Below are 16,709 nucleotides of genomic sequence, written 5' to 3'. Positions count from 1 at the left end.
TGAAGATGAACGACAGACGTAAAGTGAAGCTGCAGGTTCAAAAGGTTTATATGGAGTATTACAACGAACGTCGGAGACAATATTTGCTGGCGCTAAGCGACATTAACCTGAACATATACGAAGGCGAACTCGTGTCCATTGTCGGTCCGAGCGGATGCGGTAAATCTACCTTTTTGAACGCGGTGGATGGCCTGCTCTCTATTAATTCGGGACGTATTTTATTGGACAATAAAGAAATTAAAAAACCCGGACCGGAAAGATCCATGGTATTTCAACACGATTCCTTATTTCCCTGGCGCACGGTGGAGCAGAATGTGATGTACGGAATGGAAATTCAGAAACGTTTTTCAAATAAGGAAATGAAAGAGCGGGCAGAACACTTCATACACTTGGTCGGATTAAAGGGGTTTGAACAACAATTTCCGAATGAATTGTCGGGGGGGATGAGGCAGCGGGTGAATATCGCCCGAGCACTTGTAACCGAGCCGGAGCTGCTGCTGCTGGATGAACCGTTTGCCGCTCTTGACGCCCAGACCCGGGAATTTATGCAAGTTGAATTGATGAAAATTTTAGAAAAAGCTCAAAAAACCGCACTGTTCATCACTCATCAAATTAACGAGGCCGTTTTTCTGTCTAATCGTGTAGTTGTATTTACAGCGCGACCTGGTTCGATTAAAGCGGATATTCCGATTGATCTGCCGGACGCCCGTACACTCAAGCTGAAGCATCATCCGCGTTTTATCGAATTGGAAGAACAAATTTGGAGATTGATTGAGGAAGAATCGGCCAATACGGGAATGGTTACCCTGGGAGGACAGTAACATGGAGACCATATACACGAACGTTTCCCGATTGGAACGTAAAGAGCAATCTAAGCTGAAGTTAGCTTACCTGAAAAACGAGAAATGGCTTCTCGGCACCATCGCCGTCATCATTTTTTTGGCTATCTTGGGAAATGGTGATCCGTTTAGGATATATAAACCCGCTGTTCACCAGTTCACCTACCCGGATTATATCGACGGGTATAGATCTATTCTCATCGGGCGCCATTTACAAAGATTTAAGAGTCAGTGGGATCGAATTCATATGGGGCTTTGGACTGGCCATCTTTGTTGGAGTACCCTTAGGCATTTTGATGGGATGGTATTATCGGGTAAACGCCATATTGGAACCTTTTGTATCCGCTTTGTATGCGACTCCTCGAATCGCGCTGCTTCCGTTGATTATCATTTGGTTCGGAATAGGGGTATTCAGTAAAATTGCGATTATCTTTTTAGGAGCGGTCTTTCCGATCTTGGTCAATACGATAACCGGGATGCGTACGGTGGATGCACATTTTATTAAAACCGCTCGTTCCTTCGGGGCGAGCGATCTGCAAATCTTCAGAACCGTTGCGCTCCCCGCCTCCGTTCCCTTAATCTTGACAGGTTTAAGACTTGGATTGGGTCATGCGCTCATTGGTATTGTGGTGGGTGAACTTTATGCGGCGACGGCGGGTATCGGCTTTTTCATCACCGTAGCCGGTGCCACTTTCCAGACCGATAAAGTGATGGTGGGTATCATTATTATCGCGGCAGGCGGGGTGCTGTTGGCGGAATGCATCCGCTTGATTGAAAGACGGTTTGAAAGTTGGCGGCCCAATATAAAGGAATAGCCGGTAAACAACAAAGCAAAAGCGATCAAGGACGAGAGCCCTTGACCGCTTTTTTATTACTGTACCACTTCCTCATCACTTGTATAATGCCCCTGATACGTCTCGCGCAGTGCGCGCTTCAGGAACTTGCCGACTGAAGTCTTCGGAATCTCGGTTAAGAAAATCACGTCGTCGGGAACCCACCATTTTGCAAACCTTCGGCCGACGAATTCGAGCAGCTCTTCCTTGCTCACCGGTTGATTGACGGCATCCTTGAGCACGACGCAGGCGAGCGGGCGCTCGGACCATTTGGCATGCGGAATGCCTACGACACAAGCCTCGAAAACAGCGTGATGCGCCATGAACTCATTTTCCAAATCCACGGAAGAAATCCACTCGCCGCCGCTCTTGACGACATCCTTCGAGCGGTCCACCAGCTTCACATAGCCTTCCGAATCGACGACGGCAATATCGCCGGTGTGGAACCAGCCGTCCTTGAAAGAGTCCTGCGTGCGCTCGTCTTTGTAATACTCATCGACAATCCAAGGACCCCGCAGCAGCAGCTCGCCCATCTCTTTACCGTCCCAAGCGGCCGGGCCGTTGGCGCCGACAACCTTCATTTCCAGGCCGGGAACGAGCAGCCCTTGCGTAGCGCGAATGTCCAATAATTCATCTTTCGTTAAGGTCTCCAGATCGCTCTTGACGCGCGAACAGGTAACAAGCGGACTCGTTTCGGTCAAGCCGTAAGCATGGTAGAAAGGTATCCCGTGATGATATTCGAATTTCTCGATGATGCTTCGCGGTGCCGCAGATCCACCGCAGATGAGTGCCCTGACGTGGGACAGGTCGAACGTTTTCTGCTCCATGATCTTCAATGCGGCGATCCATACGGTCGGCACACCTGCCGAGATGGTAACCTTCTCTTCTGCAATCAGATTGAGCAGCAGCTCCGGTGTAGGCATCGGTCCGGGAAGAACCTGCTTGCTGCCGAACCAGACGGAGGCAAACGGCAATCCCCACGCATTCACATGGAACATCGGCACAATCGGCATGACCGTATCCTTTTCCGATAATCCAAGGGTATCCGCAAGCCCCAAAGTCATGCAATGCAGATAGATCGCCCGATGCGAATAGACGACGCCTTTCGGATTGCCGGTCGTTGCTGACGTATAGCACATACCTGCGGGAGCGCTTTCATCAATGTCCAGCGGATAATCATAAGAAGGATCTGCGTCCGCCACCAGCTGCTCATAGGAATACACAGGGTACAAGTCGGTGGAGGGGAGGGCATCCCGGTCAGTCATTATAATAAAGCCTTCGATGGTTGTCAGCTTTGTCTGAATTCTTTGGATGATGGGCAGCAGTGTTTCGTCGATGAGGAGGAAGCGGTCTTCGGCGTGATTGAGGATGTGGATGATATGTTCGTCGGGAAGGCGGATGTTGACCGTGTGCAGAACTGCGCCCATACAAGGGATGGCGAAGTAAGCTTCGAGATGCCGGTGGTCATTCCATGCGAATGTGGCTACGCGATCCCCGCGCTGCACGCCGAGTGCCTGCAAGCTGGAGGAGAGCCGTCTCGTTCTTCGGGCGAAATCCCCGTAAGTATAGCGAACGTACTTGGTGGCGGTTCGGGAGAGAATTTCTTTCTTCGGAAACAACATTTCGGCTCTTTCCAGAATGGATCGCAACGTCAGCTGATACTCTTTCATCGTACATTCCCCCTTCATCCCATCAACGGTAATGGCCGTACTATTATTAATATAGAATATTTCGCCCGGTTAAGGGTACTGAAATCGTTCGACAAAAAAAGCGCTCCAGGACGCGAATCCCGGAACGCTTCTCTATGTAGTTACTGATGCTGATGATTGATGACCTTGAGCAAACTATTAATGATTGCTGAATGCATGCTTTCATGGATTACTGCAAAGCCGACGACATCACCGACGGTTGCCAGATTAAAAGGGCCGAATACTAGGGGTTCAGCAAGCCTTTCATCCGCTCTGGGCGCGACAAGTTCATTCAGATCGTTAAGCTGCTTCTTTAGAAGGTCGAGCAACTCGGCTTTGCTGGGAGGGGTTGTCGTCCATTCGGATGGTCTCGTGCCGCTTTTGAACATCGCAACGAAGTTCTCGTTAAGCTTTGGCGTTCCTGTAACTTTCTTCATGACCAATCCATCTTGAACCGTGACGATATGCCCGATGTTCCATCTAATGGTGTTATTGAACTGCGGCGGCTGAACATCGAAGAGAGCTTCATCCATCGCTTCAATTCTGCCAATGATCATTCGGCGAAGCGTGTTGAGGGTGCTGATCATCGCGTTTTCGCTCATTTTTCCAACCTCCATTACAATAATGGCGTACTTCCAAATTGTACCTGTTCGGAGTGGAAAAACAAAGCTGATCGCTGAAATCAAATGAAGGCGCACGGGTTACCCATGCGCCTCTCATTTGATTCATCAAAGCTTCAGTCCTGCTTATTCTGTTCGCTCTCGTTGGCTTGCTTGTCGCCACCTTCGGCGGCATCACCCATCGCATTACCCAACGCGCCGCCTGCCACGGCTCCTGCGACTGTGCCAAGCGGCCCGGCAACGGAGCCCAGGGCGCCACCTACAACAGCGCCGCCGGCTGTTCCTGCAGCTTCGCCCGCGTCAACGCCGGCACCGTTGTTGCCTCCTGCGTTCCGATTGCGATTGTTGTTGTTATTGTCGACCATTCAATCCACTCCCTCGCTTAAATTGGGAAATTGTATCTCGTTTGTCGAGAAGCCCCAAAGACTATCTTGCCCGACCCGCAGGATTCCATGTGGATTATTTTCCCGCAAAAAAATACAGCCCTGGACTTATGCCCATATGTATCGCTGCCGACAACCCTTAACAATTTGTCGGCAGTTCGCAATAATAGGATTGATTAAGTTACAATAAACTCAACTAAAATTGGGGTTGCTGGATCAAGAACGTCACCACCTGGGATGGTAATTTCCGTGGTGGTAACTGTTGAAGTATCGGAAGTCTGAAGCATAGCGTTAATGTAAAGATTGTAATATGCGGGGGAAGCTGGGAATACTGTCGCTGCCGCACCGGTGTCAGTTGTGAATGCTGTAGCTGCAATCGCAAACGCGGCACCTGTACCTGTCCCGACTCCTATTGTGGAAGCAAACCTTCTACTAGCAATAAAGGGCTTCGTTATTGGCATCTTCTATCACCTCTCTTATTTTATTTATTAGATGCTCAAGATATAAAAAGGGGAAGGGTGAATCCATTGAATCAGTTAACACATTTTTAAGAGACCTGAGCAATGAACTGTATGGTCTCAAGAGTAATCGGCGTGCCAGAATAAATAGTGCTGCCTTCGAGGTTCAAGGTCAATGTATCAGGGCTTACGCTATATGCGTTTCCCTGTTGCAATATCCCGTTAATGAAAAGATTATTTAAACCATTTGGACCCAGGCCTGAAAAGACGGAAATTATATTTCCCGAATCGTCTATAAACAGATTGGCCGGTAAAGATACAGAGGACGTCGAGACTAAGTCTGAGCTAGGAATATAAGAATATCTAGTAACCGCTGGTATAATGGTGACGTCAGGGAGGGGGCCTGGTGGGCCTTGCTCCCCTTGAGGACCTGGAGAACCTTGTAATCCTGGTAATCCCTGTATCCCCTGAGGACCCGGAATACCTTGCTCTCCACGAAGACCTGCAGGTCCTTGATCTCCTTGAGGACCTGGTGGCCCTTGTAATCCTGGAAGTCCTTGTTCCCCTTGTGGACCAGAACGGCCTTGTTTTCCTGGTAATCCATGTGATCCCTTAGGACCCGGAATTCCTTGCTCTCCACAATGACCAGCAGGTCCCTGTTCTCCGCTCGGACCAGGAATATAAACACAATAAACGGCTTTCTTACCTAGACATATCCTTCTGATGACCTTAAGCTTTTTACGTTTATGTTTCCTGCTGAGAGCAGAAATTTTCCTGACGCACGCCACTTTTTTTTCCTTTTAGCAGGAGAATTTTGGATTGTCTTTTTTTTCCGCGTTTTACGGTTCCTCAAATAAGTTCCCCCCTGAACGTCAGAAATCTGCGGTAATACCTTCGTTTACTCTCCATTTTTATCCTAAGCGTATTGTATGTCATCAAACACTTTTAGAATGGTCATAAAACTAATAGGTTAGTAGACTGAAGTCTATTTTTCCGAAAATAGGCATTCAGATATACGTATAACATTTTGCTAATTGGCTCGTATAGTCCGTGGCTGTCACGGATTCAGGATATAATTTCATGCAAAAAAAACCCCGGACTAATCGTCCAGGGCTTTGACACGATCTATTAAACTCCTTGCGGTACAGGCAGTCCCAGTCCTTCGGCGATGCGCTGTCCGAGCTCGAGATCCGCTTTGAACCAGTGGCCGATCTGACGGACTTTGATCTCGTCCTTCTCGACCGGCATCATGGCGCCGACGATGTTCTCGACGAGACGGGTGCGCTCATCCGGTGTCAGCAAGCGGTATAAGTCACCCGGCTGCGTGTAATGATCATTATGATCATATGCCGCCGAGTCTGCGAGGCCGGATACGACGAACGGGCTGGGCTTGTCCTGCGGAGATTCGGTTGGACCGCCGTAGCTGTTCGGCTCATAATAGACGGAGCCGCCGCCGTTGCCGTCTGCGCGCATGGAGCCGTCACGCTGGTTGTTGTTCACTTCCGCAACCGGACGGTTGACGGGCAGCGTATTGTGGTTCGCGCCTACGCGGTAGCGATGGGCGTCGGAGTATGCGAACAGGCGTCCTTGGAGCATTTTGTCCGGTGATGCTTCGATACCCGGTACGAAGGATCCTGGAGAGAAAGTCGCTTGCTCAACCTCCGCAAAATAGTTCTCCGGATTCCGGTTCAGCACCATCCGGCCGACTTCGATCAGCGGATAATCTTTTTGCGACCAGACCTTCGTAACATCGAAAGGATCGAACCGGTACGTATTTGCGTCCTCGATCGGCATGATCTGTACGCACAGCTTCCAGGCGGGGAAGTCTCCATTTTCGATGGCATTGAACAGATCTTCGGTATGATAGTCGGGGTTTTCCCCTGCAAGCTTCGTTGCCAGGTCAACATCCAGGTTCTTGACGCCTTGCTCTGTCTTGAAATGATATTTCACCCACACAGCGTCACCTTGAGCGTTAACCCATTTGAAAGTGTGGCTGCCGAATCCGTGCATGTGACGGAATGTAGCAGGAATTCCCCGGTCCGACATCAAAATAGTTACTTGATGCAAAGACTCGGGAGACAAAGACCAGAAATCCCAAATGGCGTTCGGATTTTTCAGGTGCGTCTGGGGATGGCGTTTCTGCGTATGAATGAAGTCCGGGAACTTGATGGCATCGCGTATGAAAAATACTGGGGTGTTGTTACCGACGAGGTCGTAATTGCCTTCTTCAGTGTAGAACTTGACTGCGAATCCGCGGGGATCACGTACCGTATCGGCTGAACCGCTCTCACCGGCGACGGTCGAGAAACGGATGAACATAGGAGTCTCTTTGCCTGCTGCCGATAAGAACGCCGCTTTCGTGTACTTGGCGATTTCCGGGTTGGTTACCGTGAATACACCATGCGCTCCGGCGCCTTTGGCATGAACGACACGCTCGGGAACGCGTTCCCTGTTGAAGTGTGCGAGCTTCTCCAGGAGGTGCACGTCCTGGATCAATGTCGGCCCGCGATGGCCCGCTGTCATGGAGTTCTGGTTGTCTCCAACCGGAGCTCCCCAACTCGTAGTAAGTTTCTTGTTACTCATGAAATGTAATCACCCCATAGATTAGAATTTGTACGATATCTTAATGATAATGATTTTCAATATAAAATCAATAGTTTTTTAGAATAACTATAAACAAGGAAGATTTTGTCGAAAGGAGTCACAGAACAGCTATGAAAATAAACCGGTTAGGTTCTTCGGATCTCAGAGTCAGTGAAGTCGGTCTTGGCTGCATGTCGGTCGGTACGGAGGAAAAGAAGGCGGTATCTCTCATTCAAGAGGCGCTGGATCGGGGCATTAATTATCTCGATACCTCGGATCTCTATGACGCGGGGCGAAATGAAGAGCTGGTGGGAAAAGCGATTCAGGGGCGAAGAGCGCAGGTCGTGCTGGCGACAAAAGTGGGCAATCGGCGCATTCCCGGGCAGGAAGGGTGGACGTGGGATCCATCGAAAAAGTACATCCTGTCTGCGGTCAAGGACAGCTTGCGCCGGCTGGGGACCGACTACATCGACCTGTACCAGCTGCATGGGGGGACGACAGGCGACCCGATCGACGAGACGATTGAAGCGTTCGAGCAGCTCAAAAAGGAAGGGATTATCCGGCATTACGGAATCTCTTCGATCCGGCCCAATGTGATACGGGAGTATGCGGCCCGGTCATCGATCGTCAGCGTGATGAACCAATACAGTATTCTGGATCGCCGTGCGGAAGAGGAAGTGCTGCCGTTGCTCGCGGATCATGGGATCAGTCTCATTGCTCGGGGACCGGTGGCGAGCGGGGCGTTGGCGGAGAACAAGACTGTGCAAAAAGGATACCTGGATCATAGCGTGGAGGAAATCAATGCGCTTCGGCGGCAGCTGCAGTCGATGGTGACGGATGAGCGAAGCATGTCGCAGCTGGCGATACGCTACTCGCTCAGCCACCCGGCGGTGGCGGTCGTTGTCCCGGGAGCAAGCTCGCGCGAGCAGCTGCTGCAGAACATCGCGGCGGCGAACGTGCCTCCGTTGACGCAGGACGAGGTGGACGCGATTCGCCGCATGAGCAAAGCCAATCGGTATGAGATACACAGGTGAGCCTCACTACGGGAGGTAGAATCCATAAGCGGCTTGGATTTCTTCCCGGATGTATGCGCCGCTCTGCTGGAGATCGTGGTCGCCGAACAGGATTTCCGCCACCCTCAGAATCAAGGACAACTGGAACGGTGTGAACGCACTGTAATTTTGCTGAGAGATTCTGCACAAAATGCTGATATCTTTGAAATTTACGGCTCCTGTCATAAGCCTTCGGTGTATGTCGAGAACGATTTGTTTGTGGCCGTCCATTAACTTGTCTATGGGTGCTTCCTTCAAAGTCTCCACCGCTGACACCGCCTTTTGCTGTTTTTAAAATTTATATGCGGAAGGCGGTATCTCTCATTCTGGAGGCCATGAGAAAAGCTCAAGCCGAAAAGCGGCCTGAGCTTTCTTTAATGCAGCTGTGTAAAGTAATTTACAGCCTCAGCTTGATCACAAATGTATAGTAGGGGTGGGAAGCTTAAGAGATATCATGCTCGATATATTCTGTTAACTTCACCATATCCTCGATGATATAGATGCCATTAGCTTTAGAGATCACACCTGCATTTTGCAGCAAGTTAATGGTATTGGCTACGGTCACCCTCGATGTTCCGACGAGATTAGCCATCTCTTGGTGGGTGAATTGGAGCTGGACAAAGAATCTATCGCCCTGTTGTTCCCCGTAGGTGAGAGCTAGCTGCATCAAACTCAATGAAATACGCTGCATGGCGGAGGTGAAGCTAAGCTGCAAGATATGCATAGCCATAATGCGGAATTTGATTGCGCCAATCGATAAAACCTGTTCGGTCATCTCCGCATTCTTGCTTAACAGGTTGTGAAATTGCCGTGAAGGTACTTTAATCAACTTAGATGCACTGGAAGCGGTAGCGCTGCAGCTATACGTATTATCCGAAGGAAGCCGCGACTCGCCAATGAGACCGTTCTTTCCGATGATCGCAATATGCTTTTCCTCTCCTAAAGGGGAGCTGAGAAATAATCGGATCCGTCCTTCGACAATGATATAAACATAGTCATTAGAATGCTCTTGTAGAAAGATAGGTTGATCTTTGGCAACACTGATTTGCGATCCTATGGTCGAGAATGGCTCCCAATCGAAGGACAAATTTTCAACCCAAGGGGAGACTGATTTATAGTAAGCGGCATCGATGTTCATAGACTCACCTTTCTGCCATTCCATCAATGAGAGGATGATTAATCATGGAGTTCCCGTTTATCAGAGAAAGAGAGAATTTCCCCCTCTTAAAGGAAAAAAATTCAGCTGTCGAGCTGCTCCCAAAGTGCCCTCAGCCATCAAGTCAGCGGCGCCATTCAAAGCTATCTTACTACGCTGCGGTTTGGCGGCATGGACTGGCAGCAATGGATGAGCCGCGTGGGGGAGGCGAAAGCCGCTTTTGCCAAGCTGATCAACGCTTCGCCGCATGAAATTGCGGTTCTGGGATCGGTGTCGGATGCGGCTTCGAGCGTTGCCTCAGCCATGGATTTCTCGGGTAAACGCAATAAAGTGGTGACGACGGAAATTGATTTTCCAACGATAGGTCATGTCTGGCTGGCACAGCAAAAACGGGGGGCTCGAGTGGAGTTTATTCCGACCGAGAACCATATCGTGCCGATCGACTACTACGATCGTTATGTAGATGAAACAACACGTATCACATCGATACCGCACGTCTCTTATTATAATGGATTTAAGCAGGATTTGAATACGATTTCAGCCATCGTTCATGCCAAAGGGTCTTATCTGTTTATTGATGCCTATCAATCTGCAGGCAACGTCGCTATTGATGTTAAGGCCATGGATATCGATTTTCTGGCGGCAGGTACACAGAAATATTTGATCGGCATTCCGGGCATATCGTTTTTATATGTACGTGGAGATCTTGCGCAGCAGCTGGAGCCGGCAACCACAGGGTGGTTCGGCCGGGTGAATCCATTTGAGTTTGACGTGAAAAAGCTCGATTTCGCTGCGGGCGCGAGGCGATTTGATACGGGCACCCCCGCTATCGTCAATGCATACGCCGCGCACGCCGCCATTGGGATGATCAATGAGATCGGGGTTCCGCGAATCGAAGGCTATTTGAATCAGCTCTCTTCTGCCGCCGTCTCGTATGCCAAGTCAAAGGGCCTAAAAGTAATGAGTCCCGAGGATCTCACGATCAAGGCATCCAACACGGCGATTCAAGTTCCTAATGCTTCAGAGATGGAACGGCTGATGAAGGAACAGGACATCATTGTGTCCGCGCGTAATGACGTCATCCGTATCGCTCCTCATTTTTACAATACGGAGGAGGAGGTAGTCAAAGCGATTGACACCTTGGTCTACCTTCAGAATAACAAGTAAAGGCTGGCTATGAGGATGAAAATAAAGAGTCTACGATTGCTGGAGATTTTCGTTATCGTATGTGGCACTGCAATCACTGCCCTCACTTATTACCTGTTCTTACAGCCGAATGAAATCATGGCGCCCGGACTTGGCGGAGTGGTCATTCTAATCGGTCATTTTCTGCCGATCTCGTTAGGAATCATTTATTTTGTGTTAAATATCCCGCTGTTCGGGATTGGTTTTTACTACGTAGGGTCGCGATTCATCTTATACAGCTTTCTAGGAATGGCGTCACTATCGTTTTTTCTTTGGCTATTTGCTCAAGTACCGGGGATTCACCAGCCGCTCGTCGGCTGCTTGTTAGGCGGTTTGATCAGCGGTGCGGCGATTTCATTTGTGCTGTTCGTGGGTGGCTCGACAGGCGGGATGGATATCGTGTGTGTCATTGTTAACAGGAGATGGCCGCAATTTACACTGGGAAAAGTGATGTTTGTCATGAACGCCGCAGTTGTTTTATTTACAGGTTTTATTTTTGGTGTGGAGAAGCTTGTTTTAACAACCCTGTCCATATATTTGGCGGGAAAATCGCTTGATCTGTGCTACGGCTACCTGCAAAACAAAAAACAGCCAAAGGAGATTTACGGATGATTATCGGTGTGCCGAAGGAAATCAAAAATAACGAAAACCGCGTTGCCATTACCCCGGCAGGTGTGGAAACCTTACAGCTTGGCGGGCATGAGATTTATATTGAAACCTCAGCCGGCCTCGGGAGCGGTTTTACGGATGAAGACTATGGGCAAAAAGGTGCTGTGATTCTGGGTAGTGCCGCAGAAGTGTGGAATAAAGCGGATATGATCATGAAAGTGAAAGAGCCCCTGCCGCAGGAACACCGCCATTTTCGTCCGGGATTAGTCTTGTTTACCTATCTGCATCTGGCGCCGGAACCGGAATTGACGAAGGCTCTGGTGGAAAATGAAGTGACTGCAATAGCTTATGAAACGATACAACTGGAAAACGGATCTCTGCCGCTGTTGACTCCCATGAGCGAAGTGGCGGGACGGATGGCTGTTCAAATTGGTGCTCAGTTTCTGGAAAACCCATACGGCGGGAAAGGAATCCTGCTGGGCGGCGTTCCGGGAGTCAAACCGGCAGAAGTGGTGATTATCGGCGGTGGAATTGTGGGTACGAATGCTGCGAAAATGGCGCTGGGGTCAGGAGCTCACGTTACTATCGTGGATGTGAATCCGGATCGCCTTCGTTATTTGGATGATATTTTTGACGGCAGGCTTACTACGATTATGTCCAACTCCTATAATATCGAGCAAGCTGTATGCAAGGCGGATCTCGTGATCGGTGCGGTCTTAATTCCGGGAGCAAGAGCGCCGAAGCTTGTAAAGGAATACATGATTCGAAAAATGTCCAAAGGTTCCGTTGTTGTGGATGTTGCAATTGACCAGGGCGGTTCTATCGAAACTATTGATCGCATTACAACTCATTCGGAACCTACATATGAGAAACATGGAGTTGTTCATTATGCCGTTGCTAACATGCCGGGAGCCGTTGCAAGAACCTCAACACTGGCTTTGACGAATGTAACGATTCAATATGCTCTGCAGATCGCTAACAAAGGGGTGCTGGGAGCCATACTGGATAACAAAGCCTTGTACCGGGGAGTGAATGTGGCAGGCGGCTCTGTGACATACGAAGTGATCGCCAATGAACTAGGTTACGCTCATGTACCGGTTGAAGAAGCCCTTCATCTTCCTACTCCCGCATAACAAAAACGGATGAGAAAATTTACAGTGTAAAATAGTTTACACCCTTTTCTCAGAGACCAATTGTATAATCTCCTTAGTATTATTCGAAAACGCTTTCACATTATCCCAAAGGAGAGCCTGATGAATGAAACACGATGAACTGATGGAAAGGGAAGCCGGCCTGCATAGAGGGTTGACCCAAAGACAGCTGACTATGATTGGTCTTGGAGGAGCGATCGGAACCGGGCTGTTCATGGGCAGTGCCATTGCGATCAGTTATGCGGGTCCGGCAGTTATATTAAGCTATGTCATCGCGGCTTTCATTGCAGTCATCATGATGTTCAGCCTTTCGGAAATGGCTGTTGCGCATCCTACAGCAGGCTCGTTCGGCGTATATGCCGAGAAGTATGTGAGCGGTTGGGCAGGATTTACGTCACGATGGACCTATTGGGCTGCCCAGGTCGTAGCGGTAGGGGGCGAGTCGGTTGCAGTCGGGATCTACATGACCTACTGGTTTCCGGGTATACCTGTATGGGTGTGGACATTGGCCTTTGGAGCTGTGCTCATCTATGTCAACTCAAGATCGATCGAAAACTTCGGAACGTTCGAATATTGGTTTGCTCTTATTAAAGTGGTGGCAATCGTCGCGTTCATTATATTTGGTATAGCTGCTGTTATGGGGGTCGGTACGCCTGCTGTCGGATTTGAGAATTATACGAAGCACGGCGGATTCATGCCGAACGGTTTCGGCGGCATGTGGATGGCTGTGTTGATGGCAATCTTCAGCTTCGTCGGTGTAGAAGTCATAGCCGTTACCGCCGGAGAAGCACAGGAACCTAGGAAAGCCGTTCCGCGTGCGATGAAGACCATGGTATTTCGTTTAGTGGCATTCTACTTCTTGGCAATGGGAATTATGCTGGCTGTAGTTCCTTGGATCAATGCGGGAGCCAAGGAGGTTACACAAAGTCCTTTCGTTCAGGTATTCGACCATGTGGGCATTGTCTACGCTGCCGGTATTATGAACTTTGTCGTGATGACCGCAGCATTATCAAGTATGAATACAAATTTATATTTAACTTCCCGGATGATCTTCTCGCTGTCTCGTGGTAATTATGCACCGCAAGCGCTGGGTAAATTAAGCAAAAAAGGCACACCGGTAAACGCGTTGCTGTTGTCGAGCTTAGGTGTTGTCATTGCCGGCTTGATCGCCAAGCTGAGTCCATTGGCGTACAACTACCTCTTCGGTATCGCTTTATTCGGCGCGTTATATGTGTGGGTCCTTATATTGATTAGCCATATGCGGTTCAGAAGCATATGGAAGGCGAGCGGAGGAGAAGAATTACCTGTTAGAGCTCCCCTTTTCCCTTATCTGCAAATCATCGGGATCGGTTTGTTAGCTGCTATTTTAATCACCATGGGATTGGACCAAGATTTTTGGAATATTTCATGGAAGGTAGGCGTTCCTTGGTTAATTTTCCTCACAGTTATTTACTACGCCGTTTATAAAAGGAAGTTAGTTGCTGCCAAAGCTGAAATCGAAACCAACGTATAAGGTCACTATAAGTTTGAAACACCTCCCTTCGGGGAGTTCAGACTGTCGAGAAAGTCTCGGCAGTCTTATTTTTGTCATGCTTCCCGGATCCTGAGTAATAGAAAATTGATTAAGCGTCTTTAGAATACTTGCTGTATTTCGCTTTATAACCGAGCAATATCCCAATAGGTCTCAACACAGAAAACATAAATCTTTGTACCGGTATAGGGGGTTTTGCGAGCCATGCATGCTCTTTCAGCTCAGTGGCGATCACAGCTAATCGAACAAGATTGGGCAAACCCTTTGAGAAAGCTGCTGTAAGGGGAAAGACCGAATTGATAAAGAAATTGATGAGCTGAATGAATGAGGTATATGGGGGAGTTTACAAAGTGAAAGGGAATTGACGGGTGCTGCTCAATAGTGCTAAATTAAATATGCTGAAAGCGTTTACAAGTGTATCTGCGCGGACAGCAGACACGCTTGATATGAATATGATGGAATTACAGGTGGTGACGCGATTGCTCAGTCCGTCCGGCGCACCCATGCCGATCGGCAAGCTGTCCATTCTTCTTGCGGTGCTTCAGGATCATGAGTGGAGACAGGTTGTGGAACAGGAGCTTACTGCGAAAGGATTTCGTTTTACTATCGGCCGTGTGGGCGCCATGGACATGAACAAAGTGGTGGCGGCGATCGAGACGGCTGCAAAGAACAACCGGATCATCGACGGTGACAAATATCGCGAGGTTCACGCACTGTACCATGCCATTATAGAGGCGATTCAGAGTGTAGGGCGGGGTGGTGGTGCAGTTCGGCGAGATTTTGCGGACTGTGGGGTTGACCTTTTCGATCGTGCGGGGCCGCATGACCGGCACAGTGGAGCATGAAGGCGAATGGATCGCGGTGTGCGTATACGGTACGATCGCGCGCCGAAAAAAGGCTTCGAGCATGAAACGATAGGCTTCGGTTTTAACCATATTTAAAGCTTTTGTTGTCGGTTGGTTTGGTGCATAGGCCCTTTAGCGACTAGTGATTAGACAGCCGGTACCCTTCATTTGGTATGGGCTTTTTGTCATTCTCGGGAAAGCGGGTGGGATTATGCAGCAAACGATGGAACGGACGGTAACGGTGAACGGGAGTTCATTGACGATCGAAGATGTGGTTCAGGTGGCGCGATTCGGACTGAAGGTGGACATTAGCGGGGAAAGCCTTGAAAAGGTGAAGCGTACGCGTGAGTATGTGGAAAAGCTGCTGCTAGAGAAAAAAGCGGTCTACGGACTGACAACCGGGTTCGGAAAATTCAGTGATACCTATATCTCCAGCGAGGACGCCAAATCGCTGCAGCTCAATCTGATACGCAGTCACTCCTGCGGGATCGGGGATCCTTTTCCGGAAGAAGTCGTGCGAGCGATTTTGCTGCTTCGGATCAATGCTTTGTCGCTCGGCTATTCCGGCATTCGTCCGGAAACGTTGGAGACGATGGTCGACATGCTCAACGAGAGAGTCGTGCCGGTCATTCCGGAGAAAGGCTCGCTCGGAGCAAGCGGAGACTTGGCTCCGCTGTCGCATTTGGCGCTCGTTCTGATCGGCGAAGGCGAGGCTTATTATGAAGGAGTAAGGATGACGGGCGCTGAAGCGATGGCTGCTGCGGGCATTCAGCCGATCACGCTGGAGGCCAAAGAGGGGCTGGCGCTGATCAACGGCACGCAGGTCATGACCGCGGTAGGCACGCTCGCCTGCTGGGACGCTCAGCAGCTTGCCCGATGGGCCGATTGTGCGGCGGCTTTGACATGCGAAGCGCTACTGGCTGTGCGGGATGCGTTCGATCCCTTGACGCATCGTATCCGTCCCCATCAGGGACAGCTGCAGGTTGCCGATAACATCAGTCGACTCACTCTCGGCAGCAGGCTCATGACGCGTCAGGGAGAGCTTCGGGTGCAGGACGCGTATTCTCTCCGCTGCATCCCGCAAGTGCATGGCGCGAGCCGGGACGCACTGGGCTATATCGCGGATAAGCTGGAAATCGAGATCAACTCGGCGACTGACAACCCGCTTATTTTTGCAGAGGAAGGGCGTGTCATCTCGGGCGGCAATTTCCACGGGCAGCCGATTGCGCTGGCGATGGACCATCTGTCCGTCTGTGCGTCAGAGCTTGCTAACATTTCGGAGCGGCGCATCGAGCGGCTGGTGAATCCCCATTTGAACGAGAAGCTGCCCGCTTTTCTCACGAAAAAAGGGGGGCTGCAATCCGGGCTGATGATCGCTCAATATGCGGCTGCGGCCGTTGTGTCCGAGAATAAATCGCTGGCCCATCCGGCGAGCGTCGATTCGATTCCGTCTTCCGGGAATCAAGAGGATCATGTGAGCATGGGGACAATCGCGGCGCGTAAAGCGAAGCAAATCGTAGACAACGCATACTCGGTGCTGGCGATCGAGCTCATTTGCGCCGCCCAGGCGATCGACTTCCGCGATCCGCGGCAGCTCGGCAAAGGAACGAAACTGCTGTACAACCGCTGCCGGGAAAAGGTGGCGTTCGTGGATGACGACCGGGTGCTCTCGAATGATTTTCACAATGTTGCGGAATGGATGAAAAGCGCGGAAATGCTGGATCAATTGCATGCGCTCGTTACTCTTCAATAAATTTTCCTGTAGGAGGTCGTTCC

At 50.0% G+C, this 16,709-nt stretch carries 17 protein-coding genes and 1 pseudogene; 9 read left to right on the top strand and 9 right to left on the bottom strand.

Going from position 1 to position 16,709, the window contains the following annotated elements:
* The first annotated feature begins 5 nt into the window (after positions 1-5).
* A complete protein-coding gene (locus tag SD71_RS00975) occupies positions 6-821 on the top strand; it encodes an ABC transporter ATP-binding protein (RefSeq protein ID WP_041058488.1) in 816 nt (271 codons plus the stop codon).
* Between the two features lie 134 nt (positions 822-955).
* On the top strand, positions 956-1,654 hold the full coding sequence (locus tag SD71_RS00970) for an ABC transporter permease (RefSeq protein ID WP_082033958.1): 699 nt from the start codon (positions 956-958) through the stop codon (positions 1,652-1,654).
* 56 nt (positions 1,655-1,710) lie between these two features.
* Here the strand turns inward: SD71_RS00970 and SD71_RS00965 are convergent, their stop codons facing one another.
* From SD71_RS00965 to katA, 7 genes are all read right to left on the bottom strand, one after another.
* A complete protein-coding gene (locus SD71_RS00965; protein WP_041058486.1) occupies positions 1,711-3,342 on the bottom strand; it encodes a long-chain fatty acid--CoA ligase in 1,632 nt (543 codons plus the stop codon).
* 140 nt (positions 3,343-3,482) lie between these two features.
* Positions 3,483-3,962 (bottom strand): DinB family protein, encoded by a 480-nt coding sequence (locus SD71_RS00960; protein ID WP_041058484.1) that lies wholly within the window; start codon positions 3,960-3,962, stop codon positions 3,483-3,485.
* Between the two features lie 134 nt (positions 3,963-4,096).
* A complete protein-coding gene (locus tag SD71_RS00955) occupies positions 4,097-4,345 on the bottom strand; it encodes a hypothetical protein (protein WP_041058481.1) in 249 nt (82 codons plus the stop codon).
* 194 nt (positions 4,346-4,539) lie between these two features.
* On the bottom strand, positions 4,540-4,824 hold the full coding sequence (locus tag SD71_RS00950) for a DUF4183 domain-containing protein (RefSeq protein WP_041058479.1): 285 nt from the start codon (positions 4,822-4,824) through the stop codon (positions 4,540-4,542).
* Between the two features lie 86 nt (positions 4,825-4,910).
* Positions 4,911-5,174 carry a DUF4183 domain-containing protein gene (locus tag SD71_RS26100; RefSeq protein ID WP_407637510.1) on the bottom strand — a complete coding sequence of 88 codons (264 nt, stop codon included), beginning with the start codon at positions 5,172-5,174 and terminating at the stop codon, positions 4,911-4,913.
* The gene (locus SD71_RS24530) at positions 5,156-5,509 is read right to left on the bottom strand and encodes a hypothetical protein (protein WP_052475821.1); all 354 of its coding nucleotides are present in this window, start codon (positions 5,507-5,509) and stop codon (positions 5,156-5,158) included. Before SD71_RS24530 ends, SD71_RS26100 begins: the two co-directional genes overlap by 19 nt.
* 440 nt (positions 5,510-5,949) lie before the next feature.
* The gene (gene katA, locus SD71_RS00940; protein ID WP_041058476.1) at positions 5,950-7,404 is read right to left on the bottom strand and encodes a catalase KatA; all 1,455 of its coding nucleotides are present in this window, start codon (positions 7,402-7,404) and stop codon (positions 5,950-5,952) included.
* Between the two features lie 131 nt (positions 7,405-7,535).
* Between katA and SD71_RS00935 the strand changes: the two genes are divergently transcribed.
* A complete protein-coding gene (locus tag SD71_RS00935) occupies positions 7,536-8,438 on the top strand; it encodes an aldo/keto reductase (RefSeq protein WP_041058474.1) in 903 nt (300 codons plus the stop codon).
* Between the two features lie 6 nt (positions 8,439-8,444).
* On the opposite strand, the gene SD71_RS00930 is transcribed toward SD71_RS00935, so the two are convergent.
* On the bottom strand, positions 8,445-8,723 hold the full coding sequence (locus tag SD71_RS00930; RefSeq protein WP_041058472.1) for a hypothetical protein: 279 nt from the start codon (positions 8,721-8,723) through the stop codon (positions 8,445-8,447).
* Between the two features lie 175 nt (positions 8,724-8,898).
* A complete protein-coding gene (locus SD71_RS00925; protein ID WP_041058469.1) occupies positions 8,899-9,594 on the bottom strand; it encodes a Crp/Fnr family transcriptional regulator in 696 nt (231 codons plus the stop codon).
* A gap of 189 nt (positions 9,595-9,783) precedes the next feature.
* Here SD71_RS00925 and SD71_RS00920 point away from each other — a divergent pair, with 189 nt between their 5' ends.
* The 6 genes and pseudogenes from SD71_RS00920 to hutH all read left to right on the top strand — a co-directional run bounded on the left by SD71_RS00920 (position 9,784) and on the right by hutH (position 16,686).
* Positions 9,784-10,779, top strand: a complete 996-nt coding sequence (locus SD71_RS00920; RefSeq protein WP_235426946.1) for an aminotransferase class V-fold PLP-dependent enzyme — start codon at positions 9,784-9,786, stop codon at positions 10,777-10,779.
* A gap of 15 nt (positions 10,780-10,794) precedes the next feature.
* The gene (locus SD71_RS00915; RefSeq protein ID WP_161793308.1) at positions 10,795-11,409 is read left to right on the top strand and encodes a YitT family protein; all 615 of its coding nucleotides are present in this window, start codon (positions 10,795-10,797) and stop codon (positions 11,407-11,409) included.
* Positions 11,406-12,539 (top strand): alanine dehydrogenase, encoded by a 1,134-nt coding sequence (gene ald, locus SD71_RS00910; RefSeq protein ID WP_041058465.1) that lies wholly within the window; start codon positions 11,406-11,408, stop codon positions 12,537-12,539. Before SD71_RS00915 ends, ald begins: the two co-directional genes overlap by 4 nt.
* A 124-nt stretch (positions 12,540-12,663) precedes the next feature.
* Positions 12,664-14,070: an amino acid permease gene (locus SD71_RS00905; protein WP_041058463.1), complete on the top strand. Its 1,407-nt coding sequence runs from the start codon at positions 12,664-12,666 to the stop codon at positions 14,068-14,070.
* Positions 14,071-14,591: 521 nt separating this feature from the next.
* Positions 14,592-15,029 (top strand): annotated as a pseudogene (gene hutP, locus SD71_RS00900) (hut operon transcriptional regulator HutP).
* A 115-nt stretch (positions 15,030-15,144) separates the two neighbouring features.
* A complete protein-coding gene (hutH, locus tag SD71_RS00895; RefSeq protein ID WP_041058461.1) occupies positions 15,145-16,686 on the top strand; it encodes a histidine ammonia-lyase in 1,542 nt (513 codons plus the stop codon).
* Positions 16,687-16,709: the final 23 nt, after the last annotated feature.

It is taken from the genome of Cohnella kolymensis (genome assembly GCF_000829465.1).
Lineage (GTDB): Bacteria > Bacillota > Bacilli > Paenibacillales > Paenibacillaceae > Cohnella > Cohnella kolymensis.
Note: the sequence above shows the minus strand (reverse complement) of the source record. Positions and strands in the feature narration are given on the sequence as shown.